This is a genomic window from Lentzea albidocapillata subsp. violacea, from assembly GCF_900100275.1.
Classification (GTDB): Bacteria; Actinomycetota; Actinomycetes; order Mycobacteriales; family Pseudonocardiaceae; genus Lentzea; species Lentzea violacea.
This window is the reverse complement of the sequence record NZ_FNET01000003.1, coordinates 267561-292795: the sequence shown is the minus strand read 5'-3', so window position 1 is coordinate 292795 and position 25235 is coordinate 267561. Positions and strand designations below refer to the sequence as shown.

The window sequence follows — 25235 nt, the reverse complement described above, 5'->3', positions numbered from 1 at the left end:
GCGGGTTGGGGGCTCCGCTTCGCGGAGCGCGCGCCCTGCCCGCGGGTTCCGCCGCCCCAAACGCCGCGTGGGCCGCGTTCCCGGAGGAACGCGGCCCACGTGCGGTGGGGTGTCAGCCCTTCTTGCGGTTGTTCTTCGCCGCCTGGCGGGCCGCCTCGCGGCGCTCCTTGCGGGTGCCGCCCTGCTGGCCGGCCGCGCCGCCCGTCTCGCCGTGCTCGTCGACGCCGCCGTCCTCGGCCGGGCCGCTGTAGCTCAGGTTCTGCTGGCCGGGGCCGCCGAGGCCCTTGCCGCGCAGGGCGGGCGGGATGGCGTTGCCGCTGGCCAGCTGGGCCATGGCCGGGCCTGCGGGGGCGTCGGGCTCCCGCTGGGCCTGCTGCTGGGCGGCCGCCGCGGCGCGGGCACGGGCGCGTGCGCCGCCGCCTCCGCCGTTGCCCGACACCTGCGGGAGGGCCTGCGGGGCCGCGCCCAGGGTCACGGGGACCTCGGGCTCGGCGGGCTCCGGCTCCGCTGCTTCGACCTGGAGGTTGAAGAGGAAGCCGACGGTCTCCTCGCGCAACGCGTCGAGCATCGCGTTGAACATCTCGAAGCCCTCGCGCTGGTACTCGATGAGGGGGTCGCGCTGCGCCATCGCGCGCAGGCCGATGCCCTCCTTCAAGTAGTCCATCTCGTACAGGTGCTCACGCCACTTGCGGTCCAGGACGGACAGCAGGACGCGACGCTCCAGTTCGCGCATGGCACCTTCGCCGACGCGGCCCTCGATGTCGGTCTCGCGGGCGCGGTAGGCGTCCATCGCGTCGTTCACCAGGAGGTCGCGCAGGTACTCGCGCGTGACGTCCTCGTCGGACTCGAGGATCTCCTTCGGGTCCAGCGAGATCGGGTAGAGGGTCTTGAGGGCGGTCCAGAGCTTCTCGAAGTCCCAGTCCTCGGCGTAACCGTCGGCCGTGGCGCCGTTGACGTACTCCTCGACGACGCTCTCGATCATGTGCTCGACCTGGTCGCGGAGGTCCTCTCCGGCGAGAACGCGGTGGCGCTCGGCGTAGATCACCGTGCGCTGGCGGTTCATGACCTCGTCGTACTTGAGGACGTTCTTGCGGATCTCGAAGTTCTGCTGCTCGACCTGGGTCTGCGCGCTGCGGATGGCGCGGGTGACCATCTTGTGCTCGATCGGCACGTCGTCCGGCACGTTCAGGCGCGTCATGACCATCTCGACCATGGCGGCGTTGAAGCGGCGCATCAGTTCGTCCTGCAGGGACAGGTAGAAGCGCGACTCACCGGGGTCGCCCTGACGGCCGGTGCGGCCGCGGAGCTGGTTGTCGATGCGGCGCGACTCGTGGCGCTCGGTGCCGAGCACGTAGAGACCGCCGGCCTCGCGGACCTCGTCGGCCTCCGCCTTGCCCTGGGTCGTCAGTTCCTCGACGACCTTGGCCCACTCGGTCTCGTACTCCTCCGGCGTGGTGACCGGGTCGAGGCCGCGGTCGCGCAGCTCGTGGTCGGCGATGATGTCCGGGTTGCCGCCCAGCACGATGTCCGTACCACGACCGGCCATGTTCGTGGCGACCGTGACGGCACCCTTGCGGCCCGCCTTCGCGATGATCAGCGCCTCGCGGTCGTGGTGCTTCGCGTTCAGCACCTCGTGCGGGATGCCCTTGCGCACCAGCAGCTTCGACAGGTATTCGGAGCGCTCGACGCTGGTCGTGCCGATCAGGACCGGCTGGCCCTTCGCGTGCCTCTCGACGATGTCCTCGGCGACCGCCTCGAACTTCGCCTCCTCGCTCTTGTAGACGAGGTCGGGCTGGTCGGTGCGCCGCGGCGGGCGGTTCGTCGGGATCGGGACGACGCCGAGCTTGTAGGTCTGGTGGAACTCGGCCGCCTCGGTCTCGGCGGTACCGGTCATGCCGCCGAGCTTCTCGTAGAGGCGGAAGTAGTTCTGCAGCGTGATCGTGGCGAGAGTCTGGTTCTCCGCCTTGATCTCGACGCCTTCCTTGGCCTCGATCGCCTGGTGCATGCCCTCGTTGTAACGGCGACCGGAGAGCACACGACCCGTGAACTCGTCGACGATCATGACTTCACCGTTGCGGAGGATGTAGTCCTTGTCGCGGTTGTAAAGCTCCTTCGCCTTGAGGGCGTTGTTCAGGTAGCCCACCAACGGCGTGTTCGCCGCCTCGTACAGGTTGTCGATGCCGAGCTGGTCCTCGATGAACTCCACGCCGAGCTCGGTGACGGCGACCGTGCGCTTCTTCTCGTCGTACTGGTAGTGGTACGACTTCGACTTCTCCTCGATGACCTCGATGCGGTCCTTCTGGGAGAGCTGGGTGACGTCGATGCCGCGCATGCGCGGCACAAGCCGGGCGAACTCGGTGTACCAGCGGGCCGACTGCTCGGCCGGGCCGGAGATGATCAGCGGGGTGCGGGCCTCGTCGATGAGGATCGAGTCGACCTCGTCGACGATCGCGAAGTGGTGGCCGCGCTGCACGCACTCGTCCAGGCTCCACGCCATGTTGTCGCGCAGGTAGTCGAAGCCGAACTCGTTGTTCGTGCCGTAGGTGATGTCCGAGTTGTACGACGCGCGCCGCTGCTCCGGAGTCATCTCGGAGAGGATCGCGCCGACGGTCATGCCCAGGAAGCGGTGAACACGGCCCATCCAGTCCGCGTCGCGCTTGGCCAGGTAGTCGTTCGTGGTGATGACGTGAACGCCCTTGCCGGCGATGGCGTTGAGGTAGACGGGCATGACCGAGGTCAGCGTCTTGCCCTCACCCGTGCGCATCTCGGAGATCTGACCGAGGTGCAGCGCCGCGCCACCCATCATCTGGACGTCGTAGGGGCGCTGGCCGAGGGTGCGCTTCGCGGCCTCGCGGGCCACGGCGAACGCCTCCGGCAGCAGCTCGTCCAGCGACTCGCCCTCGGCGTGGCGCTTCCTGAACTCCTCGGTCTTGCCGCGAAGCTCCGCGTCGGAGAGGTCCACCACCTCGTCTTCCAGGTGGTTGATGTGCTGGGCGATGTTGCGGAGGCGCTTGAGCATCTTGCCCTCGCCGGAGCGGAGCAGTCGGGACAGCACCATCTGGATAGACCTCATCACCTGTATCGCGGCGCGCCCACGTCGGACGCCTTTCCCCTGCCCATCGTAGGCAAGTCGCCAAGATGTGTGCACGGACACAGGCGGATTGGGTTACCCGACCTTGTTCGTGCAGGTCAGGTGCCGTTTCTGCGATCTTCCGCAGTCCGCCTGGCGCCGGTGCCCCCACCTCGGCTACTGGTGTGAAGAACGTACGGGTGCCGCGCAAAGGTTCCTGGCCCGGCCAAGTTCACCTTCACGGTGAACGTCCATGCGCGGAACGGGGCCGGGTGGCCGCAGACGCACGCCGCCGCCCCGCACACGAGGGGTGCGGGGCGGCGGCGGTCGAAGGAACGTGGGTCGAGCGGGGTCAGGCCAGCCTGATCACGCCGTAGTCGAATCCCTTCCGGCGGTAGACGACACTCGGGCGTCCGCACTCGGTGTCGGCGAAGAGGTAGAAGTCGTGTCCGACCAGTTCCATCTCGTAGAGGGCCTGGTCGACGGTCATCGGTTTGGCGGCGTGCTCCTTCTCGCGTACGACGCGTCCGGGCAACTTTTCTTCGAGGCCGTCGTCCCAACGCTGCGTGGGCACTTCCGCCATGCCCTCGTAGTCGGCCTCGGGTGCGTCGAGCACCGCGGTCTTGGCGCGGCGCGACGTCATGCTTTCGCCTGCGGACCGGTCAGCCAGTCCGCTTGTCGCTTCGGCCACCGAGATCGGGGCGCGGGCCCCGTGGTGGACGCGCCTGCGGTCGTGTGACCGACGCAGACGGTTCTCGAGCTTCGCGACCGCAGCATCGAGCGCGGCGTAGAAGTCACCCGCGCAGGCTTCGGAACGGACCACGGGTCCACGTCCCTTGCCGGTGATTTCGACCCGCTGACAGTTCTTCGACTGACGGCGGTTCGGCTCGTGGAAGAGTTCCACGTCGAAGCGGATGACCTTGCGGTCGTAGCGCTCAAGCCGGGCCAGCTTTTCGGCGACGTGAACCCTGTAGTGATCGGGCACCTCGACGTTGCGGCCCTTAACGACGATGTCCATACACGACCTCCCTCGCTTTGTTGCGAGCTATGGCTGGACTGCATTAAAGCGCCGTGGCGATCTTCGATCGCGGATGTGTCGCAGAGGGTCGTCTCCCTCAGCTCTCACGGCGCCAGGGTCATGGGCTGTTCGCCTCCTCCCCGTGGGCCGGGAACGCTGATAGCGGTGCACGTTAGCTTGGGATTCACCGTCGCGTAAGCCCCCTTGCCGGGGGAACGACAAGATTTTTTGATGACTACGCAGCGCGACGACAGCGCGTTGCCGGTCGTTTCCCGAGCGTGCCCCGAACCAAACCTCCCGGCACTCCACTCACCCGAACGGCGCACACCCGAACCGGCACTCGACGGCAGCCTCGCTGCGTCGAACGGGTCCAGTAGCGGCCTCATACCCAGCCAACGGGCGACCCGCGCGTCATGTTCCCGAAACCTGGAAGAGATCGATTCCGAACCTCTCGGCGCCCCCGCCGCACTTCTTCGCACCGAACTGAGCGCCGCGGATGCCCGATCACAGCCCAGTCACGCCTGGCTGAACGGTAGATTTCGCCCAATGGCGGACAAGGCAGTCGATCACCGTTGGCACGGACGTACCGCTATTGTCCAGTAATAACCGCTGGTCAGCTCCATACGTGAATAGTCGTTAACAAGTCAGGGGTGTAGGGCGCACGCCCGAGGCCGCCTCAGGCGCGTGACCGCTCGAGTCCGAGGACGTTGATCGACGGCCTCGTGTGCGGACGTCTCAGTTCTGAAACACCGGCTGCGACAAACGGGGCGAAACGAGTTACTTCGCCTCGCAAGATCGTCACAGAACGCGCGCCGAGCAGGGGATTCCCGCCGCGCCGAACCGTCTCGGAGATCGACAACGTCACCGGAAATTCACCCTGGTGGGCGGTGCCGAAAGACCCCGCCGGGCCCCTCCCCCGAATTTTCTGTCAGACCTCGCCGCCATCCTGAACCCATGACACCTTTCGACCTGCTCGTGCCGGCCACCTGCTCCGGCTGCGGCCGCGCCGGCTCCCAGTGCTGCGCCACGTGCTTCGCCTCGTTCGGCCCGCCCACCCGGCTCCAGGTCCCCGGTGTGGGCCCGCCAGTGTGGACGCTGGCCGCCTATCACGGCGCCGCAAGGGAACTGGTGCTCGCCTTCAAGGAACGAGGCGCACGGCCCCTCGCAGCGTGGTTCGGCGCCCTCGTCGCGGCAGCCCTCGTCGCACTCGGGCCTCCACCGTGGACGCTCATCCCCGCACCTTCCCGCCGCAGCGCCGCGCGGGATCGCGGCGGCGACCACATGCTGCGCATCGCTCGGGAAGCGGAGATCGCCGCCGTCGCACCCGTGCTGCGCCTCGCTGCCGGAGTGGCCGACTCGGTGGGGCTGGGCGCCGGAGCGCGGAGGCGGAACCTGGAGGGGCGGGTGCAGGTCTGTGGTCCGGCGCCGCCGGGCACCACCGTGCTGCTCGACGACGTGGTCACCACCGGGGCCACGGCTTCGGCCTGTGTTCGCGCTTTGCGGCAGGCAGGGGTGCGGACGAACGCGGTGCTGGTGCTGACGTCGGCCCGGCCGCACCGGCCTGGGCAGTGAAGGTCGCGGCGGTCAGGGCCGCAGCGGTCAGGGCCGCGGCAGGCAGGGCTGCGGCAGGCAGGGCTGCGGCAGGCAGGGCTGCGGCAGGCAGGGCTGCGGCAGGCAGGGCTGCGGCAGGCAGGGTCTGAGGTCTGGGTGGCGACGCCTGTGGCCGGGTGGCGTGGGGCCGGTGACGTGGGCTGCGCGACGTGCGGCCGGACGACGTGAGCCCAGGTGACGTGGGGCCGGACGCTTCGGCAGGCGGTGAGATCTCGCAACAACGACTCGCCACGTCGGCACCACCGACCAGCCCGCACCGCACCGCACCGCACCGCACCGCACCGTCGAGCCTGGCCACGCCAACTCGGCCACCAACCAGCCCAAGCGGCGTCAGCCAAGCCACCCGGCGCCGCCCGCGTCAGCCCACCGGCGTCAGACCAGCACCTCAGACCAGCCACCCTCAACCGTGCCGCACGTCGCTGCCCAGCCCCGGCACCGCGCCGTCAGCCCGCCGCCTCAGCCCAGCCACCCCAAGCGGCGTCAGCCCAAGCCGCCTCAGCCCGGGTAGAACACCAGCGCCCCCATCGGCACCCGGATCCCGCTAGACCTCCACACATCAGTGATGTCCGAAGCCGACCACAGCCCCGAAGGGTCCACCACCTGCACCTGACGCGCCGGCGCCGCCGCCACCGAACCCACGGGCACGGTGAGGTTCGACTGGCTGTAGCGGTCCATCCGGTAGCCGTCGGTGTAGACCTTGCTGACCGGCCACGAAGGCAACGAGGAGGAGACCACCAGCACGTCCTGCGAGAGCCAGTCGATCGACTGCACTGCCGAGCCCAGGATCGACGGCTGCAGCTGCCGCGGTGAGCGCAGCGCCACGTCCTGGTCGTTGCGGACCACCGAGGCGATGTAGAGCTTGCCGGCGATCACCAGGGCAGCTCGGGTGCCGTCGCGGGAGAGGCGCAGTTCGCTGATCGAGCCGAACGGCACGATGTCGGTGATGTTGACGCCCTTGGCGGTCCAGCTGCCGTTGTCGGAGCGGGTCACCCTGGTCACCGAGGTGCCGTCTACCGCCGTCCAGACCTCGGTGCCCGGTTCCTTCGGGCCGCTCGAGAGCTGCCACGTCGGTCTCGACAGGGTGGTCGCGACGAGGTCCACTTCGGACAGCTCCTGTTCGAGCTCGCCCACTCGCAGCCGCATTCCGCCGCCGGAGCGGGTGACCACGGCCAGGCGTGAGCCGTCCAGGGACTGTGCGGCGGAGGCGACGCTGTACGCGCCTGTGCCCGCGGGGCCCTTGATCGGGGCGCCGTCGGTCAGCGAACGGACCGAGCCGTCCGCCACGATCATGCCCTGGAGGTTCGCATTCAAGGCCAGCAATGCCTCGCCTGCGGTCGCCGACACGTCGGACGGCCGGTAGTCGCGCTGGTCCGGCAGGATCTGCTGGCCGTCCACCAGGACGCGCACGCGCGAAGAAGTGACGCCCAGGTACGACTTCACGACCTGGGCGACGATCTGCTTGCGCTTTTCCGGGGTGAGGTCCTTGCCTACGTTGGTGAGGTTCACCTCGAGTGCGCCGTCGTCGGACTCGCGAGTGTCCGAGAACTTGTCGGCGTCCGGGCCCAGCGCGCTCACCAACGTGTCGCGGACGGCGTCGCCGGGGCCCGCGATCAGCAGTTCGGTCACGCGCGTCGGGATCGACGTCGCCGGCGGGATCACGACGTAGCGCGGGTCCGGCACCAGCACGGTGAACTCGGGGTTGTAGAAGTACAGCGTGATGCGGCGGTACGTGGTGTTGAAGAGGTTCTGCGGCATGTAGATGCCCGCGGGCGGTTCGGAGATCCGCCACTGGTTCTCGTTGTTGCGCTCGACCTTCACCGGCTTCTGGAAGTCGCCGAGCTGCGGGACGAACGCGTTGTCGCTGCCGAGCCGGCCGATGTACTTGCCTTGCAGGAGAACGGTCTGCGTCTTGTTGTCCTGCGGCGCCTGCGAGGTCGGCACGGTGGAGAAGGCGGTCTCGATGATCGTGGGGTTCTTGGTGTCCCACTTCCGGCTGGCGTCGGGCGTCATGAACGCGCGGGCGGCCGCGTAGTTGTTGTCCGGGTTCGACGTCGCCTCGATGAAGTCGCGCACGAGCGTGAACGGGTCGATGTTCTGGAGCGGTTCCGGCGCGGCGGGGACGTTGGACGCCTTGCTGTCCTTCGACCCGATCGGTTTCGGCTGGGTGTTCGTCGGGATCGCGGCGCACCCGGACAGGGTCACGAGGACGAGCAGCAGCATTGCCAGCCGTTTCACCGCACTTCCTCCGAAACCTCGTCCGACGACGCGGGCGGCCCGTCCACGGGCTCCGCGGGCTGCCAGGTGATCTCCTCTGGCCGCAGCTCGATCTCGCCGGGCTCCTCCTCGACGACCGGCTCCTCGACCACGGTGCCGGGTTCGTGTTCGATCGCGGGCGCCAGCGGCAGCGGGCTCTCGCGCAGCTCCTCGCCGTGCTTGCGGGGCAACGTCAAGCGGAACACGGCACCGTGGCCGGGCTCGCCCCACGCCTCCAGCCAGCCGCCGTGCAGGCGGGCGTCCTCCAGCGAGATCGACAGGCCCAGGCCGGTGCCGCCGGTGCGGCGGTTGCGGGACGGGTCGGCACGCCAGAAGCGGCTGAACACCAGGTCGGCCTCGCCCTTGCGCAGACCGACGCCGTGGTCCCGCACGGTGATCGCGACGGCGTCGTCGTTGCCGCGCATGGTGAGTTCGACCGGCTGGCCCTCGCTGTGGTCGATGGCGTTCGCGAGCAGGTTGCGCAGAATCCGTTCCACGCGGCGCGAATCGAGCTCGGCGACGAGCTCGGAGTCGGGCAGGTCCAGCACCACCGGCGAGTTGGCGCTCGTGGAGATCGCCCGCACCGAGTCGTGCGCGCGACGCGCCAGCACGCGGATGTCTACCTGGTCGGCGGACAGCTCCTCGACGCCGGCGTCGAGGCGGGAGATCTCCAGCAGGTCGCCGAGCAGCGACTCGAACCTGTCGAGTTCGTCCACCAGCAGCTCGGTGGACCGGGCGAGCCCGGCGGGGAACTGTTCGCGCGAGGCGTGCAGGACGTCCGCGGCCATGCGCACCGTCGTCAACGGCGTGCGCAGCTCGTGCGAGACGTCGGAGGTGAACCGGCGCTGCAGCTGGCCGAACTCCTCCAGCTGCTTGAACTGCGCCTGGATCGACTCGGCCATCTCGTTGAACGACTCGGCCAGGCGCGCCACGTCGTCCTCTCCGACGACGTGCATGCGTTCGTGCAGGGTGCCGTCCGCGAACCGCTCCGCGACCTCGGCTGCCTGCCGCACCGGCCGCACCACCTGGCGTGTCACCAGGTTCGCGATCAACGCGAGCAGGACCAGCAGCACGATGCCGCCGACCGCCAAAGTGGACTGCACGACCTCGGCCGTGCGTTGCTCGGCGGTCAGCGGGAAGATCAGGTACAGCTGCATCGAGCGCGCGGACGTGCTGATCGGCAGGCCCACGACGAACAACGTGGTCTGCACGCCTTCGCGCTGCACGGTGTGGATCTGGGTGCCGGAACCGCCGTCCTCGACCATCTCGCGCAGCCCGCGCGGCACGTCGTCGAGCTTGCCGACGGACGGCACGCGCCCCGCGCCGGCGGAACCCAGCCCGTCGGCCAGGACCGGTTCGAACGCGCCGGCACCCGCCGTCGTGGCGTCCGTACCGGCGCCACCGACAGCGAGCTTGTTGATCGCGCTGGTGAACCGCGTCTGCACGCTGTCCGGCCCGGGATTCAGACCGACCAGGTCGGACTGGATCAGGCTGCGCGAGGCGATCGCCTGGCGCACCGCGGCCTCGTCCTTGGTGTTCAGCAGCTGGTTGGTGATCTGCATCTGCAGCACCATGCCCAGCACGAACACCACGGCCGACGAGAGCGCGAGCGTGGACACGACGACGCGCAACTGCAGCGAACGACGCCAGAGGTCACCAAACGCGGACCACCGCTTACGCGCTTCCTCGACGAGGAACTGCGCCTTCGCGATGGCCGGCCGAACGAACTTCATATGTCACCTGTCACGGAGGGCCGGCCTTGTACCCGACACCGCGGACAGTCAACACCACCTCGGGGTGTTCCGGGTCCCGTTCGACCTTGGACCGCAGCCGCTGCACGTGGACGTTCACCAGACGCGTGTCGGCGGCGTGGCGGTAACCCCACACCTGCTCGAGCAGCACCTCGCGGGTGAACACCTGGCGCGGCTTGCGGGCCAGCGCGACGAGGAGGTCGAACTCCAGCGGCGTGAGCTGGATCGGCCTGCCCTCGCGCAACACCTCATGGCCGGGAACGTCGATCGTCAGATCGCCGATCTGCAGCACCTCGGACGGCTCGGCCTCGGTGCGCCGCAGGCGCGCCCGGATCCGAGCCACGAGCTCCTTGGGCTTGAACGGCTTGACGACGTAGTCGTCCGCACCGGACTCGAGGCCCAGCACCACGTCGACCGTGTCGCTCTTCGCCGTGAGCATCACGATCGGCACGCCCGACTCGGACCTGATCGCCTTGCAGACGTCGATGCCGTTCATCCCCGGCAGCATCAGGTCGAGCAGCACGAGGTCGGGCTTGAGCTCGCGCAACGCGGGCAGGGCACGGGCACCGTCGGCGACCACCGCGGTGTCGAAGCCCTCCCCGCGCAACACGATCGTCAGCATCTCCGCCAGGGCGGGGTCGTCATCGACGACGAGCACGCGTGCCTTCATACCCAACATCGTCGCACTGCCGGTCGCGCGTTCGCGCACCGCCCACGTTCCGTTGCTGCTGGTGGCGATGTGCGCTCGTTCGGTAACCGGCCGGAACTGTCGTTCCACGTACCCCACCTCGCCCCGTTTGACCTGTTCGTCGCGGGAGTATCCGCGCGAGGATCACCTTTCGTTACCAAGTGCTCTCAGGCCGTGCGAACGGCGGAGGCCAGCCAGATGCGCGCGTCACCCACCTTCCGGGGGTCGGTGATCGCCGGCACGGCGCGGTCGTGCCGCGCGGCCAGGTCGACCTGGTGCGTCACCGTCGCGTGCCAGCCGTAGCCGTCGAGCCACTCGACGGGGTCCTCCACGTCGGACTGCCAGCGGGCGTCCAGCGCGTCGAACCGCTGGTGCACGGGCTTCATCTGCGGCAACTCGCGGAAGGCGCGGTTGACGTGTTCGAGCGCGAGCGTGCTGCCACGGGCGGACAGCGCGCTCACCCAGTACAGGACCTGCTCGCCCGCGTCCGGCGGCAGGAACATGAAGAGGCCCTCCAGCAACCATGCCGTGGGCCTCTTCGGGTCGAAACCAGCTCGTATCAGCGCTGTCGCCCAGTCGTCCCGCAGATCGCACGGGACGACGACACGCTCACAGGCGGGCTGTGCGAGCTGGTCGCGCAGAGCGTCTTCCTTGAACTCGAGCAACTCGGGCAGGTCGAGTTCGAAGAGTGTCGTGCCCGGCGGCCACTGCAGCCGGAACGCTCTTGTGTCGAGGCCCGCCGCCATGATCACTACCTGGGGTTGCGGCGTGCCGAGGAGTTCGTCGTCGAAATACCGGGTGCGCAGGACGAAGTGATCACCTGCGAGGGTCCGGACGCCGTTCAGGTCGCTCGCGGAGCCGGCGGCCTCCACGAGTCCTGCGGCCAGCGGGTCGTCGAAGAGCCGGTGGAGACGACCTTGCTCGTTGGCGCGGGCGGCAGCGATCAGCACCGCCGTCCGGGCGACACCGATCGGGGTTCGCTGCAGTACACGCTTCAAATTGCGATCTCCTATTCACTCACAGTGACAGCCGGACACTCGATCGTGTCAATCGGTACGCACGTGAGCGACCACTCAAGGAGTGAACAGCGGTTCCAGAAGCGAATGAAAGTTCACGTTTGACCGCCCATCGACCACTTGCCACGGCGAGAGCCAGCCGATGTTCGCCAATCCGTCGTAAACCACGCCGCATCTGGCCTGCAGCGAGCCATCGGATTCGTAAATGTCACGGGCGCGCGACTCGTCGGCCTGCTCCCGCTTCGCCGCCCGTTCGGCCGCGACCTCCACGGGCACCCGCAGCAGCAGTTGAAGATCGGGAACGGGCAGCCCGAAGCGTTCGATCTCGAGCTCGTGCACCCACCGCACGAACTCGCCGTGCTCGTCCTGGTGCAACCGCGCGGCGCTGTACGCGGCACTCGACGCCACGTACCGATCGAGCAGAACGACGTCGTGCTCCTCGAGGTCCTTCCGGATCTCGTCAGCCGCGCCGCGCCGGTCGAGCGCGTAGAGGACGGCCATCCCGTAGACGGAGTCGCTCAGGTCGCCGAGCCTGCCGTAGAGGCCGTCGCGGACCAGGTCAGCGTGCACGCTGACGCCGTAGCGCGGGAACGCGTGGCCGGCCACCGTCCTGCCCTGAGAGGCCAACGCCTCGGTCAGTCCGTTGGCGAGCGTGCGCTTGCCGGCCCCGTCCAGACCTTCGATCACCACGAGCTTTCCCACGCCAGAACCCTAACTGGACCGGTTCCGGCCACTCACACGGCGGCAGCGCGTCCCCCACACGGGCGAAATCCGATCTTTCGATCACCAGAACGAGTGACTACGGTGAACAGTCACACGGCGCGTGTGAAGGGTAGGTGCCGCGGTGACCGCGGATTCCGGGCACGCCGGGTCGGTCGAAGAACCGATCGGGCACCCGACCGGGGGTCTGCCGACCCCCCTCGCCGAGACGCTGCGCTACGGGCCGTTCCACCGCGCATTGCGCGAGTCGATCGCCCACCGGGGCCTCTCGCTCGCACGGCTGCGCGCACATCTCGAACAGCTGGGTGTCCAAGTTGGCCAGTCGACGCTCTCGTACTGGCAACGCGGCTTGCGCCATCCCGAGGTGCCACGCGCCATCAGCACAGTGCGCGCGCTGGAGACCGTGCTGCGTCTACCGCCTTCGTCCTTGTTGGACCTCATCGGCCCGCGCACCGCGAACACCTACGCGCCACGCCCGGTCGCGACCTGGCCCGATCACGCGCCACTGCTCGCAACGTTCGACTCCGTACCAGAGGCCGCCCGGGGCAACGCCGACCTCGAAGTGCTCTCCGTGCACGACACCGTCCAGATAGGCATGCACCGCGAGCAACGCTCCATCACCACGCGGCTGGTCGTGCGCGCGGTGCGTCAGGGACCGGACCGATACCTGGCGATGCACCACGGCGACGACGGCTCGTTGATCGAGAACGCGCTGGTCAGATCCGGCGAAGGCTGCCGACAGGGGCGGCTGCGCCGGGAAAGCGCTTCCCGCAACCTCGCCGTGGAGATGCTGTTCGACCGGCGGCTCGCGGCGGGCGAGGAGCACGTCTTCAGCTTCACGATCGTCGACGACACCGGCAACGCGACCCCAGGGCACTACCGGACGTTCCGCGACACCTGCGGCTCGTACCTCGTGCAGCTCTCGTTCCACCGGAGGGCGATGCCCGCGCGCTGCATGAAGCAGTTCCTGGCCTCGGCCGACGCGACGCCGGTCGACGTCGACGAGCTGGTGTGCGGGCTCGGCGGCGTCGTCAGCGCGTACTTCGGCGACGTCGGGCCTGGGATCGCGGGCATCGCCGTCGAGTGGAGCTAGTCGAGCCCAGTGGCGCGAGGAAAGCGAGGGAGCTAAAGACCGGCGCTCCGAAGAGCATTCCGGTTCCGGAGTTAGAAGGAAGCTCCCTCATGGCCTCGCTGGGACCACGTTAGCGCGATTCGGATCAGTCCGACAGCAGTTTCCCGAGTTCTGCCACCGTGGTCACGGTTCCGGTCTCGTCCTGCGCCAACCCGATGCGGAACACCGGAGCGTCCTTTGTGGATGCCTTGCGGGCGAACAGGTCCCGGAGCCTCGCCACGGTGAAGCACTTGCGCCGCAACGCCGCCGCGGCGATCAGCTTCACGACGTCACGGTTCTCCTCGACCTGGTTGCCCCACGACGTGCCGCGCAGGTAGAGGTGCAGCCACGTGCCGAACCAGTCGTCGCCCTCCCGTTCGAACATCACCGGCAGCGCGACCTTTCCCTTGCCGCGCATGGAAGAGCGCGCCCGCACCGTGCTCGGTTCGAACGGCTTGCCCATCTGGCGGAGATCGCGGCTCATGAACCCGAACATCGACTCGGCGACGTCGTCGAACCCCTCCCCCGAGTAGATGTTCACCTGCGGCACGACGTACTTGGCCTTCAACCCGTCCCGATGCAGGTCGATGAACTCCGTCGCGCCGTCCGTGGCATCGGTGACGTCACCCGAGTAGTACGCACCTTTGCGCTTCAGCCACGTCCAAGACACCTGCCCCAGGTACTCGAATCTCTCGTTGAGCAGCACCGCGGACAGGTCGTAGTCGGTCCGCTTCGCGTGCTGCCGCCAGTGCACGAAGAACCGCAGCACGTCACCTTCGAACCAGAGCTTCGACCCGCGCGGCAGCACACCGAAGCCTTCCTCCGTACCGGAAACGGGCACCACGACGTCGAGCACCTCGTCGTCCACAGCCAGCTCGGAGTAGTCCGGAAGCCGGCGGATCAGCTCGTTCTCGACCACCTCGACGATCTCCGCGACCGCCTTCGGATCGAGCGGCACGCGGTCGTCGTCGGCGATCCACACCCTGCGCGCACGGGTCGCGAAGACGCGCGCGGTGTCCGGCGTCGTGCGGTTCGACAGGTGCTCCAGCACCGAGATGAGCACGCGACCGGACACCTCCGGCACCGCGGCTTCGACGCGCTCGGCGAGGTTGCCCGCCCCGTGCCGGAGCAGCCTGTCGAGCTGCCGCAGCAACAGTCCGGGCGCCTTGGCCAGGACCTCGGCGGCACGTTCGACGTCGTTCTCCGCGAACGCCAGCTCGACCTGCCCGGCGAACGACCGCGCGACCTTCTCCCCGCGCGCCACCGCGAACACGTCCTGCGCCCGCTCGAACGGGTACTCGTGCGGGTGCAACCGCTCACCAAGACGCTTCCACGCCTCACGGTTCTGGCCGACGTCACCGAGCTTGCTCTCCGCCACCTCGTTCAACGCACCGAGCAACGCCCTGCGCTCAGGCCGGCGGAACGACCGGAAGCGCGTCGGCTCCTTGAGCGTGACGTCGCCGCCGGACGCCTCGGCGGCGAGCCGCAGCACGTCGGTGACGGTGTCGATGTCCTGAAGGGGCCGCTGCGCCACCAGCCGGGCGGCGTTGAGGATCGCGCGATTCTCCCGGACGGGCACGTCGAGTTCGCCGTCGGGGCAGAGCACGGCCAGCTCCCCGAGCAACGCCCTGTCGTTCTCCGCCAACGGAATCGGACTCGTGGCGAGCTCCTCGAACAGACGCTGCGCCTCTTCTTCGAGCGTGCCACCGAGATGTATGAGCGTGATGCGGTCCTTCAACGAAGGAATCAGCTCGTCGTGCGCCCGCAACATCTCCTCGTAGGAGTGCTGAACGCGCCCGTACTTCGGCAGGTCAAGGAGGTTGTTCGTCGGCGCGATGCCCTGCTCCAACGCGTCCCGCAGGCACTCCCGCCAGAACGCGAGGGTGTCCGGCACGTTGTGCGGGAACTCCTTGAAGTACGGGTTGTGCTGCCCGCGCGCACCGATCAACTCCTTGACCGCGCGCACGACCTCCGCGGCAAAGTCCTCGGCATCACCCAGGCCGGAAACATGTTCGAGCAGCTCCCGCGAGGCCTTGAAGCCCGACGTGATCAGCGCGGCGTCCAACTGCCTCGCGACGGCGGCACCGTCCCCCGGCGCACCGTCCGAGGCGGGCACGCGCAGGGTCTTCTTGATGATGGTCGTCCGCACCCGGTCAGTAAAACCCGCACGTCAACGCAATTCCACCCGTTTGGGCACGATGTTGTTCGGTCTCCATCGCCTAACGTCGAATTTCATGAACGGCGATCCGTCCACCCCGTACAGCAGTGACCTGGGCGATGAGTTGCGCCAGGTGCGCGAGCGCTTCACGACCTTCCGCGGCAGGAAGATCGCCCGGATGCTCGGGTGGGATCCGGGGAAGGTCTCCAACATCGAGCACGGCAAGGTGCGCGCCACCGAGATCGACATCATCCAGTACCTGGGGAGGTGCGGGCGCAGTCAGGCCTTCATCACGGACTTCCTGGAGCGGTACCGGTCCGCGTTCAACCCCTACATCGTCCAGGTCACGGACAACCTGCGCACGATGGCCATGGCGGAGTCACTGGCGGAGAAGATCACTGGCTACGACCTGACCTACATGCCGGGCCTGTTGCAGACCGAGGAGTACGCGACGGCGCTGTACGTGGCCCGCGGAGTTCTGACTCCGGACATGATCGAAGCCGCTGTGCGTTTCCGAATGGAACGGCAGACCATCCTGCAGCGGCACAACAGGCCAACCTGCGTCTTCTACATCCACGAGAACGCTCTACGGCTCAAGGTCGGCAGCGACCAGATCATGGAAGACCAGCTCATGAGGCTGCTCTTCCACACGCACACCATCCGGATCGTGCCCGCGGCGAGTGGTCCAGCGGGCGTTCTCCTCGCTCACTACGTGCTGTGGGAGTACGAGAAGCGCAGCAGCGTCGCCTACACGCATTCAGACCTCGCGAAGGTGTTCGTGCAGGACGAAGTCGGGGTCAAGCGCTGCAAGTCGATCTTCGCGCGCCTGGATGCGCTCGCTCTGGATGAGGAACAATCGCGGTCGATGGTGGCGGATCTCGCCAGTCGATCGCGGGAGGACCTCAGTGACCGGAGACTGCACCTGGCGTAAGAGCAGCTACAGCGGCGGCGACGCCATCGACGACGACTGCGTCGAGGTGGCGTTCGCCCAGGTCGTGCGCGTCCGTGACTCCAAGAACACCGCAGGCCCCGAGCTGAAGTTCAGCGTCGAGGCCTGGCAGGGATTCATCGAAGCTCGGTAGCCGCTTGCCACGACAAGCCCTCAGGCCGCGTTCCCTCGTTCACCAACAGCTGCCCCAGGGCTTGCCGCACCAGTTCGAGCGGCACCTCCGAGTCAGCCGGGAACTCGTGCGCCGTCCCGTAGTACAGGTAGCGCACGCCGTCCGGGTTGACCTGGGCTCCCTTGCTGAACCACTCGCCATCATCACCGGCGTAGCGAACAGCACCGAACGCGCCGGCCTGGTCAACGCCGACCACCAACTCGTGCGTCGGGTCCTCGTCGGCGGACTCGTCCACGGCGTAGACCGTCGCCGACTGGTAGTCCGGCCCTGCGTTGATCAGCTCAGTCAGAAAGCCGTCGATGTCGTCGTTGGTGCGCAACAAACTCACACCCGCGCCGTGTTTGTACGAAGCCTCCAAGACATAGCTCATGTCTGGGCTTCCTTTCCCCGGTAGGTCTGCTCGCCGCCCGGCCAGTGAATCGTCACGGTTTGACCTGGTTTGAGGATTCTCGACAGAAGGCGGTCACACGACCATCGGCCTTCGTTGCAAGGCTCGTTGTTGACGGCGAGCGTAACGCGCTTCGCGGCCAGGCCCCGGAGCGCCGCCGCGAGCTTGACCTCGACGTGGGCCGCCACCCACAAGGTGCCATGAGCAGGACCGATTCGGAGTTCTGCCAACACAGCGCGGGCCTGTTGCCAGTCGTGCTCGCCGCTGACGATGTCGTGTTCGACGCCGCTCTCGTCGACCCAGATCCCTGACGTCTTGCCACCCTCTCGCTTGGGCAGTTTGCCCAGCAGGCTTGCCCCCTGAGTTCGGCTGGGGACAGGTGAAACGGGGTGAAGCACCTCACTCGTCCGGCCGCTTCCCTCCAAGCGGTTGGCCGCACCGGTCACGCCGGCGTGGATTGCGGACAGCTGACATTGCAGCTGATCAATCCCACTGATGACCTGGCTGAACCAGTCGAGCACCCGATGAAATTCGGCCTGACCGCTTCCCGCCGATGCCTGCTCGATGAGGCTGCGGGCTTCCTCAGCGGCGTCGAGAGCATCCGCCAGTTCCGTGAAAGGCAGGCGCTCCACGCTTGCGCGTAGCGCTGCGATCACGTCTCCGAGTGTCGCCAAACGCCCTCCCCAGCCCGAGCAAGTACACCCGGCCGGCGTTGGGCGGGCAAGACGTCAGCTGAGCCCGTCAGGCACCGGCAGGTCCAGCGCAGCGAGGAACCGCCGAGTCTTCACCTCGACAAACACCTCACCGTCGTCGATCTCGTCGACGTCCTCGGCCTCGTCCCACTCGAACGCGTTCGGATCCTCGTCCTCGGCCAGGAACGCGAGCAGCTCGGCCTGCTTGGCCGGAACGTCACCGGAGCGGGAAAGCGCCCACCACTCGGCCAGGCCCGCGGCCTCCCGCAGGACGTCCGTCGGGTCGGACGCGCTGGGGTTCTCGAAGTACGTGCGCGGCGTCAGGCCCAGGTAGGCGACGCCGGATCCGGTGCCGGCCGGGGCGTAGACGACCGAGGTGATGTCGCTGTCGTGGATGTCGATCCACAGGAACGGCTCCGCGAGGGGCGGCAGTTCGCCCTCGGACAGCGTCTTCCAGGAACCTTGCTCGTAGGCGTATGTGCCGAAGAATCCCACGGTGAACATGAAACAGGGGCCTCCCGCGGCGCGCGCGGGAGGCCCCTGTCAAAGAAGTCAGTAGCGGTAGTGCTCCGGCTTGAACGGGCCCTCGACGTCGACGTCGATGTACTCGGCCTGGTCCTTGGTGAGCTTGGTCAGCTCGCCGCCGAGTGCCTCGAGGTGGATGCGCGCGACCTTCTCGTCCAGCACCTTGGGCAGGCGGTAGACCTCGTTGTCGTACTCCTTGAACTTGGTGAACAGCTCGACCTGAGCGATCACCTGGTTCGAGAAGGAGTTCGACATGACGAACGACGGGTGGCCCGTGGCGTTGCCCAGGTTCATCAGGCGGCCCTCGGACAGCACGATGATCGTGCGGCCCGTCGGGAAGATCCACTCGTCTACCTGCGGCTTGATGTTGTTCTTGCGGATGCCGGGGTAGCGCTGCAGGCCGGCCATGTCGAGCTCGTTGTCGAAGTGGCCGACGTTGCCCAGGATCGCCTGGTGCTTCATCTGCGACATGTGCTCGACGGTGACGACGTTCTTGTTGCCCGTCGTCGTGATGATGATGTCGGCGGTCGGCAGGACCGACTCCAGGCGCGCGACCTGGTAGCCGTCCATGGCGGCCTGCAGGGCGCAGATCGGGTCGATCTCGGTGACGATGACGCGGGCACCCTGGCCGCGCAGGGACTCGGCCGAGCCCTTGCCGACGTCGCCGTAGCCGCAGACGACCGCGACCTTGCCGCCCATGAGGACGTCGGTGCCGCGGTTGATGCCGTCGATCAGCGAGTGGCGGATGCCGTAGCGGTTGTCGAACTTCGACTTGGTGACGGCGTCGTTGACGTTGATGGCCGGGAAGAGCAGCTCACCGGCGGCGGCCAGCTGGTACAGGCGCATGACGCCCGTCGTGGTCTCCTCGGTGACGCCGCGGATGCCCTCGGCGATGTTCGTCCACTTCTTGCCGTCCTTCTCGAGCGACGCGCGCAGCGTGTCGAGAACGATCGCGTACTCCTCCGAGTCGTCCTCGGAGACCGCCGGCACGACACCGGCCGCCTCGTACTGGACGCCCTTGTGGACGAGCAGGGTGGCGTCGCCACCGTCGTCCAGGATCATGTTCGGGCCCTTGCCGTCCGGCCAGGTGAGCATCTGCTCGGCCGTCCACCAGTACTCCGGCAGGGTCTCGCCCTTCCAGGCGAAGCAGGCGACGCCCTTGGGCTCCTCCTCCGTGCCGTGGGGGCCGACGACGACGGCAGCCGCCGCGTGGTCCTGCGTCGAGAAGATGTTGCAGGAGGCCCAGCGCACCTCGGCGCCCAGGTCAACCAGGGTCTCGATGAGGACGGCCGTCTGGATCGTCATGTGCAGCGAGCCGGAGATGCGGGCGCCCTTGAGCGGGTACACCCCGGAGTACTCGCGGCGGAACGCCATGAGGCCGGGCATCTCGTGTTCGGCCAGCCGGATCTCCTTGCGGCCGAACTCGTGGAGCGACAGGTCGGCCACTGCGAAGTCGATGCCGTTGCGGGTCTGCAACCGTTCCGCGGTCATTACGAAGTCCTCCAGGGCACTTCAGCGAGGGTGTCGTCCGACCATACCGCCCGCTGATGCACCACTATGTCCCCCACGTTGGGTGAGGGAGGTCTCGGGTGTTGATTGCCGGCCCGGACACACGTGTCGTCGAACTGCGCGTGCACGGCGTTCAAGGAACGACGCCGCAGACGTTGGTCGACGCCGTTGCGGCCGTGGACGTTGCGGGAGACGGTCTCGGGCGCATCGTGCGCCCGGCTGACAGACTCCGCAGGCCCGCGCCTGGACCAGTTTTGCAGACCGAGGGCCGTCCCATCCCCCGCGTGGTCGAGGGGTATTTGTGGGGCGGAATGACGTCCGGCGGTGTGGCCAAGGCCACGTGGGCGCTGCTCTTCCCGTTCAGCATCGCGAACGTCGCGCACTGGATGCTGCCTCCCGTTCCCGAGCAGAACCTGCCCGCTCACCTGCTCGGCATCGGCCTGCGGTCGTTGTTGCGGGTGTTCGCGCTGCTGCTGACGGCGTTGCTGGTCGCGCAGATCTCGGTGGTCAGCCTGGACCTGCTCGCGGCCCAGTGCCTGCGGCCCGCTACCGCGTGTCTGACCAGCATTCCGGCCGACGTGCGCGCGTTTCCCTGGTTCCGGACCTTCCTGGGGTTGCTGCCGATCCTGGTGGTGATCGCGGTGATGCGGCGCGTCTCGCACGTCGAATGGCGGATCGAGCGCAAGGAGATCGCCGACGCCGAGGAGCAGGAGAAGCAACCCCCGTCCGGACTGCCCGGCGCGCACGTGGCGACCGACCCGGACACGCCGGCGTTGCGGTCGCTGCACATCGTGGCCGCGCTCGCGGTGACGTCGCTGATCGCGCTGGGCGGGCCGTTGCGGCAGCTCACGGCCACCGGCGGCATGGGCGTCGCGATCATGGCGGCGTGGACCGTCTCGCTGGTGCTCATCGGCCTGTCCGTGCTCGGCGTGTTGTTGTTGGACGACCCCACGGGCGGTGCGCCTCATCGCGGCGGACGGTGGTTGCGCGCGGCGTTGAGTCGCAAGCCGCGGCGGTTGCTGCTGATGTTCTCGGTGCTTCTGGTGCTGACGACGCTGGGGTTGCAGAAGCAGTTGCCGTTGCGGGTACCCGGCGCGGACGTGACCGTGCAGGTCGTGGCGTTGCTGATGGCGTTCGTGCTGGTGCTGTTCGGGCTGATGCTGGTGCCCGCCGCACTGCTGGCCCGCAAGACGTGGCGCTCGCTGCCGCGCGAACTGCGGCCGTGGGCCGGTGGCTGGTTCGCGGCGCCGGTGCTGGCGATCGCCGGGCTGCTCGGCGGCGGCTTCGGCGCCGGAGTGGCGTTGCCGGTGCGCAAGGCGCTGGGCGGCGAGCTGGACCTGCCGGTCGGGTACAACTACATCACTCTGCTGTGGGGCGTGGCGGGTGCGTTGGCGCTGCTGAGCATGCTCGCGGTGGCTTCGTTCACCGGCGCCGTGCGCTGGCGGGCGTTCCGCAAGGGCAAGGTGTGGGCGCGCGAGGCTTCGCTGCTGCACTCCGGCCGGATGCGCGATCTCCGCATGGCGACGCGGGCGTGGTGGTGGGCGCGCTGGGAACGCAACCACGGCCATCACATGATCTTGATCATCGCGTCCGTGCTGGTGGTCGGCGCCGTGCTCGCGTCCTTGCTCCGGTTGAGCAACGTGCCGCTGGCGTCGTGGACGTATCCGTTCTCCGCGTTCGGCGTATTCGTGCTCGGCCTGCTGGCCGTGTCGTTGCTGCGTGCGGTGTATTTGGCGGCGCGGCAGCCGGAGTCCGGGCGACGGCTCGGGATCATCGCGGACATCGCGCAGTTCTGGCCGCGTGAGGCGCATCCGATCGTACCGCCCTGCTACGCGCTGAAGGTCGTGCCGGAGCTCGTGGCCCGCGTGCAGGACCACCTGCGCGACCCCGGCACCCGAGTCGTCCTCTGTGGACATTCGCAGGGCTCCCTGCTGGTCGCCGTCGCCGCTGCCCGCCTGCTGGAGGAACTGCCTGCGCACGACCGCGAACGGATCGGGCTGCTCACGGCCGGTTCGCAGCTGCAGTGGGCTTACCCGCGGGCGTTCCCAGCCGTGGTGCCGCACGCGTCGCTGGCCCGGCTGGCCGGTGGGCTGGACGGACGCTGGCGTGCGCTCTGTCGGGGCACGGATCCGCTGGGCGGCGCCGTGACGACGTGGCGGCGGCAGGTGTTCGACGGCATGTTGCTCGGCGTCGGCTATCGCGAGGACGGCTCGGAGGGTGCTTTGGCGCCTGCCCTGCGCGGGCCGACCGGGGCGTTGGTGCTGGGTGGCGACCACTGGCTGCCGGATCCGCAGCGCGGGCCGTTCCCCGGACTGCGGTGGCGGTCCGGGGTGTCGGCGCACTCGGACTACACGTCGGACCCGGAGTGGGATCGGGCGGTGGCGATCGCGGCGGGGCTGTTGCGGGTGGACGCGCCGGAGTCGCCTGCGCTGCCGTTCGCACGGAAGCCGGAAACTCGGTCGCGGGACGTATTGGGCGGCTCCTAGTCTTCCGATCATGCTGACCGGGGATCTTGTTCGACTGCGGCCCGTCGAGCCGGAGGACGCCGACGCGTTCCACCGCTGGCACAACGACGAGGAAGTGATGCGGTGGCTGCAGAGCTACTTCCACTCGTCGCTGGCGTCGGCGCGCAAACGCTTCGCCGACCGGCAGGAGAACTCGTACGAGAAGGTCACCTTCTGCATCGAGACGCTGAAGGACGGCAAGCTCATCGGCGTCGTCGTGCTGCGGGACGCGGATCCGGTCAACGCACGGGCCGAGGTCGACATCTACATCGGCGAGAAGGACCACTGGGGCGGCGGCTACGGCACCGATGCCCTGCGCACGGCGTGCCGGTACGGGTTCGGCACCATGCGGCTGCACTCGATCGAACTCGGCGTCGTGGAGGCGAACACCCGCGCCATCCGGTCCTACGAGAAGGTCGGTTTCCAGGTCGACGGACGGTTCCGGCAGTCGTTCTTCCGCGACGGCGAGTGGCACGACGCGCTGCTCATGTGCGTGCTGAAGGACGAACTCACCTGAGTGCGGGCGCGAGGTGGCCAATCGCCTCGCGCAGGTGGTCCTCGACGGAGGCCGCCGAGACCACGACCAGTCCGGACGGGCGCAGGTCCACCCACCGTTGCACGGCGAGGCGGGCGGCCGCCGACACTGCGGCCGCCAGCACTTCGGCGCCGTGGGTGGACTTGCCGAGCCTCGACGCGATCACGTCGGCGATCGGCGGTTCCAGCTCCGCCACCGAGTCGAGGTAGGCCGCGCGCAACGCCGGTGCCGAGGCGATCAGGGCGAGGGCCTCGGTCGGCGGTTCGCGGTACTGCGCGGCGAACGCGGCGATGATCGAGTCGACCAGTGGCTCGTCGGATGGCCTGGCCCGCAACGCCTCCGCGACCTGGAGCGCGCGGGTCGCCGTGATGCCGGCGACGATCGCGTGCTCGCGGCTGGCGAAGTAGTTGTTGTAGGTGCGTGGCGAGACGTTCGCCGCCTCGGCGATCTCGTCGACGCGCACGTCGTCCACGCCCTTCTCCAGGGCGAGCCGCAGTGCGGCGGCCGACAGCGCCGCTCGGGTCTCGGTCTTCTTGCGCTCGCGCAGTCCCACGGCGATCACTGTAGAGACCTGCCGCGACCCGATCACTACCGATTGACTTTCGATAGATGACTACCGATACTCGATGCATGATTGCTGAACGTTGGGCGGTGACGGCGCTCCGGGTGTTCCTGGTGGCGCTGTTCGGGATCCTCGTCGTACTGGAGACGTTGTCGATCCCCGGCTCCTACGCCCACATGGCGGAGCAGAACCCGGACCAGGCTCATCTGAGGTGGCCCTCGACGATCGTGTCGATCTTCTGGGTCGTGTGCGTGCAGGTCGTGATCGTGGCCACCTGGAAGCTGCTCACGTTGGTGCGCAAGGATCTGATCTTCACCGAAGGCGCGATCAAGTGGGTCGACGTGATGGTGTGGGCGATCGCCGCGGCATGGGTCGTGCTGGTGGGCGTGTTCATCTGGGTCGGCGTCAACGCCGACGACCCCGGTGTGATCGTGTTGTTCTTCCTGTTCACGTCGGCGGTCTCGGTGATCGGGCTCGTGCTCGTGGTGATGCGGGCGCTGCTCAAGCGCGCCACCGAACTGCGGGCTGACATGGAATCGGTGATCTGATGGCCATCGTCGTGCGCATCGACGTCGAGCTGGCCAAACGCAAGATGAGCGTCGGCGAGTTCGCGGAGAAGGTCGGGCTGACCCCCGCCAACGTCGCGGTGCTGAAGAACGGGCGGGCGAAAGCCGTGCGGTTCAGCACCCTGGAGGCCATGTGCCGGGTGCTGGAGTGCCAGCCGGGCGACCTCCTCGAGTTCGTGGACGACGAGGAGTCCGCCTAACCCAGCCGTTTCGCCAGTCGGTCGGCGGCGTCCAGCCGTCCCGACTCGGCGAGCAGGCCCACGGGTGCCAGTACGTAGTCGCGGTCGACGGTGATCTCGGCGGCCTTGAGCACCGGCCGCAGCACCGGGTCGGCCCGCAGCGCCTCGACGATCGGCCCGATTTCGGGCGTGTGCCGGAAAACTCCGCCCGACAACACCAGCAGGCCCGCGCCGTGCGGTCCGAGCTGCCCGTCGACCTGCCGGAGATGCCTGCGCACGGCCAGGATCGCCGCGAACGACGCCAGCTTCACGTCGACGGTCGGGTCGTCCGGCAGCCAGCCGACGTTCTCGGCCCGTTGCTGGGCCTCTGCGGCCAAGTCTTCGGTCGTCAGGCGTTCGGTCAGCGCTTCCTTGACCACACCCGGCGCGGACCAGCGCATGCCCAGATCACCCTCGACGGTGCGGCGGTCCGGCGGCAGCGCGACCGTCCTCTCCAGACCTTCACTGTCCGCTGTGGACACCGCCGAGTACACGTCCGTGGTCGCGCCACCGACGTCGACCACCAGCACGGCACCTTCACGGTCCTGTGCCGCAAGCCGGGAAACGCCCGCCAGCACGGCATCCGGCGTCACGGCCCGCACGAGCTGACGGAACCTCGGGCCTCTCGAAAGCCCCTTGCCGCCGATCACATGCTGCAGGAACGCCGCGCGAATCGCCTTGCGTGCGGGTTCCGGCGCGAGCTGACCGACGTCCGGCAGCACGTTCGGACAGGCCACCACAGTGCGCTTCGCCAGCAGTTCCAACGCTTCCGGCTGCGCCTCGGCGTTGCCCGCCAGCACGATCGGCACGGCCACGCGGGCGAGCTTCGCGGCGTTGTGCAACAGGACCGACCGATCACCGCCGTCCGTGCCGCCGACCAGCAGGATCAGGTCCGGTGCCGACGCGCGCAACGCCCTCACGTCGACCGGGCCCGCGCTGACGTGCACGATCTTGGCGCCCGCGCTGAGCGCGACCCGGTAGCCGGCCTCGGCGCTCACCACCCGTTCCTGGCCGACGACGGCAAGCCTGAGGCCACCGCCAGCCGAGGAGCACGCGAGGATCTCGCCGTCACCGACTTCGGAACGCAGCGCGTCGATGCCCCGCAGCACTTCCGGTGGCGTGGTCGGGTGCTGTCCGGTCCGGACCAGTTCGCCCTCGGGGGTGATGAGAGCGGCCTTGGTCCAGGTGGAACCGACGTCGAGACAGAGGATCACCGGGA

The 25235-nt window shown here is 68.3% G+C and carries 22 protein-coding genes; 8 read left to right on the top strand and 14 right to left on the bottom strand.

Features of this window, described 5'->3' with window-relative positions; translation table 11 throughout:
- Window positions 1-112: 112 nt before the first annotated feature.
- Window positions 113-3058: a preprotein translocase subunit SecA gene (gene secA / locus BLR21_RS09330; RefSeq protein WP_090005403.1), complete on the bottom strand. Its 2946-nt coding sequence runs from the start codon at window positions 3056-3058 to the stop codon at window positions 113-115.
- 364 nt (window positions 3059-3422) lie between these two features.
- Window positions 3423-4088 (bottom strand): ribosome hibernation-promoting factor, HPF/YfiA family, encoded by a 666-nt coding sequence (hpf, locus tag BLR21_RS09325; RefSeq protein WP_090005402.1) that lies wholly within the window; start codon window positions 4086-4088, stop codon window positions 3423-3425.
- A 954-nt stretch (window positions 4089-5042) separates the two neighbouring features.
- On the opposite strand from hpf, the gene BLR21_RS09320 reads away from it, so the two are divergent.
- Window positions 5043-5660 carry a ComF family protein gene (locus tag BLR21_RS09320; protein WP_090005401.1) on the top strand — a complete coding sequence of 206 codons (618 nt, stop codon included), beginning with the start codon at window positions 5043-5045 and terminating at the stop codon, window positions 5658-5660.
- A gap of 534 nt (window positions 5661-6194) precedes the next feature.
- On the opposite strand, the gene BLR21_RS09315 is transcribed toward BLR21_RS09320, so the two are convergent.
- The 5 genes from BLR21_RS09315 to BLR21_RS09295 all read right to left on the bottom strand — a co-directional run bounded on the left by BLR21_RS09315 (window position 6195) and on the right by BLR21_RS09295 (window position 12109).
- On the bottom strand, window positions 6195-7934 hold the full coding sequence (locus tag BLR21_RS09315; RefSeq protein ID WP_090005400.1) for an LpqB family beta-propeller domain-containing protein: 1740 nt from the start codon (window positions 7932-7934) through the stop codon (window positions 6195-6197).
- Window positions 7931-9685 (bottom strand): MtrAB system histidine kinase MtrB, encoded by a 1755-nt coding sequence (mtrB, locus tag BLR21_RS09310; protein ID WP_090005399.1) that lies wholly within the window; start codon window positions 9683-9685, stop codon window positions 7931-7933. Before mtrB ends, BLR21_RS09315 begins: the two co-directional genes overlap by 4 nt.
- A gap of 10 nt (window positions 9686-9695) precedes the next feature.
- Entirely contained in the window at window positions 9696-10373 is a 678-nt protein-coding gene (gene mtrA, locus BLR21_RS09305) for an MtrAB system response regulator MtrA (protein WP_030471262.1), read from the bottom strand.
- Window positions 10374-10558: 185 nt separating this feature from the next.
- A complete protein-coding gene (locus tag BLR21_RS09300) occupies window positions 10559-11389 on the bottom strand; it encodes an SAM-dependent methyltransferase (RefSeq protein ID WP_256334580.1) in 831 nt (276 codons plus the stop codon).
- A gap of 75 nt (window positions 11390-11464) precedes the next feature.
- Window positions 11465-12109 (bottom strand): dTMP kinase, encoded by a 645-nt coding sequence (locus BLR21_RS09295; protein ID WP_090005398.1) that lies wholly within the window; start codon window positions 12107-12109, stop codon window positions 11465-11467.
- Window positions 12110-12251: 142 nt separating this feature from the next.
- Between BLR21_RS09295 and BLR21_RS09290 the strand changes: the two genes are divergently transcribed.
- Entirely contained in the window at window positions 12252-13220 is a 969-nt protein-coding gene (locus tag BLR21_RS09290) for a hypothetical protein (RefSeq protein ID WP_090005397.1), read from the top strand.
- A gap of 124 nt (window positions 13221-13344) precedes the next feature.
- Here BLR21_RS09290 and BLR21_RS09285 read toward each other — a convergent pair whose 3' ends face one another.
- Window positions 13345-15387 carry a TerD family protein gene (locus BLR21_RS09285; RefSeq protein WP_090005396.1) on the bottom strand — a complete coding sequence of 681 codons (2043 nt, stop codon included), beginning with the start codon at window positions 15385-15387 and terminating at the stop codon, window positions 13345-13347.
- Window positions 15388-15472: 85 nt separating this feature from the next.
- Here BLR21_RS09285 and BLR21_RS09280 point away from each other — a divergent pair, with 85 nt between their 5' ends.
- Both BLR21_RS09280 and BLR21_RS09275 read left to right on the top strand, forming a co-directional pair.
- Window positions 15473-16327 (top strand): DUF5753 domain-containing protein, encoded by an 855-nt coding sequence (locus BLR21_RS09280; protein WP_090005395.1) that lies wholly within the window; start codon window positions 15473-15475, stop codon window positions 16325-16327.
- Entirely contained in the window at window positions 16302-16478 is a 177-nt protein-coding gene (locus tag BLR21_RS09275) for a DUF397 domain-containing protein (protein WP_256334579.1), read from the top strand. The genes BLR21_RS09280 and BLR21_RS09275 overlap by 26 nt, the downstream gene beginning before the upstream one ends.
- Here the strand turns inward: BLR21_RS09275 and BLR21_RS09270 are convergent.
- The 4 genes from BLR21_RS09270 to ahcY all read right to left on the bottom strand — a co-directional run bounded on the left by BLR21_RS09270 (window position 16462) and on the right by ahcY (window position 19613).
- On the bottom strand, window positions 16462-16887 hold the full coding sequence (locus tag BLR21_RS09270) for an Imm1 family immunity protein (RefSeq protein ID WP_090005393.1): 426 nt from the start codon (window positions 16885-16887) through the stop codon (window positions 16462-16464). The genes BLR21_RS09275 and BLR21_RS09270 overlap by 17 nt on opposite strands.
- Window positions 16884-17561, bottom strand: a complete 678-nt coding sequence (locus tag BLR21_RS09265) for a DddA-like double-stranded DNA deaminase toxin (protein WP_176929548.1) — start codon at window positions 17559-17561, stop codon at window positions 16884-16886. Before BLR21_RS09265 ends, BLR21_RS09270 begins: the two co-directional genes overlap by 4 nt.
- 72 nt (window positions 17562-17633) lie before the next feature.
- A complete protein-coding gene (locus tag BLR21_RS09260) occupies window positions 17634-18101 on the bottom strand; it encodes a hypothetical protein (RefSeq protein WP_090005391.1) in 468 nt (155 codons plus the stop codon).
- A gap of 48 nt (window positions 18102-18149) precedes the next feature.
- Window positions 18150-19613: an adenosylhomocysteinase gene (ahcY, locus tag BLR21_RS09255; protein ID WP_090005390.1), complete on the bottom strand. Its 1464-nt coding sequence runs from the start codon at window positions 19611-19613 to the stop codon at window positions 18150-18152.
- Between the two features lie 98 nt (window positions 19614-19711).
- Between ahcY and BLR21_RS09250 the strand changes: the two genes are divergently transcribed.
- Both BLR21_RS09250 and BLR21_RS09245 read left to right on the top strand, forming a co-directional pair.
- Window positions 19712-22117 (top strand): hypothetical protein, encoded by a 2406-nt coding sequence (locus tag BLR21_RS09250; RefSeq protein ID WP_090005389.1) that lies wholly within the window; start codon window positions 19712-19714, stop codon window positions 22115-22117.
- Between the two features lie 10 nt (window positions 22118-22127).
- Window positions 22128-22652, top strand: a complete 525-nt coding sequence (locus BLR21_RS09245) for a GNAT family N-acetyltransferase (protein ID WP_090005388.1) — start codon at window positions 22128-22130, stop codon at window positions 22650-22652.
- Here BLR21_RS09245 and BLR21_RS09240 read toward each other — a convergent pair.
- Window positions 22645-23223: a TetR/AcrR family transcriptional regulator gene (locus tag BLR21_RS09240; protein WP_256334578.1), complete on the bottom strand. Its 579-nt coding sequence runs from the start codon at window positions 23221-23223 to the stop codon at window positions 22645-22647. The genes BLR21_RS09245 and BLR21_RS09240 overlap by 8 nt on opposite strands.
- A 77-nt stretch (window positions 23224-23300) precedes the next feature.
- Here BLR21_RS09240 and BLR21_RS09235 point away from each other — a divergent pair, with 77 nt between their 5' ends.
- Both BLR21_RS09235 and BLR21_RS09230 read left to right on the top strand, forming a co-directional pair.
- Complete coding sequence (locus tag BLR21_RS09235; protein ID WP_090005386.1) at window positions 23301-23780, top strand: DUF2975 domain-containing protein; 480 nt, start codon at window positions 23301-23303, stop codon at window positions 23778-23780.
- A complete protein-coding gene (locus tag BLR21_RS09230) occupies window positions 23780-23998 on the top strand; it encodes a helix-turn-helix domain-containing protein (protein WP_030476549.1) in 219 nt (72 codons plus the stop codon). Before BLR21_RS09235 ends, BLR21_RS09230 begins: the two co-directional genes overlap by 1 nt.
- Here BLR21_RS09230 and BLR21_RS09225 read toward each other — a convergent pair.
- Window positions 23995-25230: a glutamate mutase L gene (locus BLR21_RS09225; RefSeq protein ID WP_256334577.1), complete on the bottom strand. Its 1236-nt coding sequence runs from the start codon at window positions 25228-25230 to the stop codon at window positions 23995-23997. The two genes, BLR21_RS09230 and BLR21_RS09225, sit on opposite strands and share 4 nt — an antisense overlap.
- Between the last annotated feature and the right edge of the window lie 5 nt (window positions 25231-25235).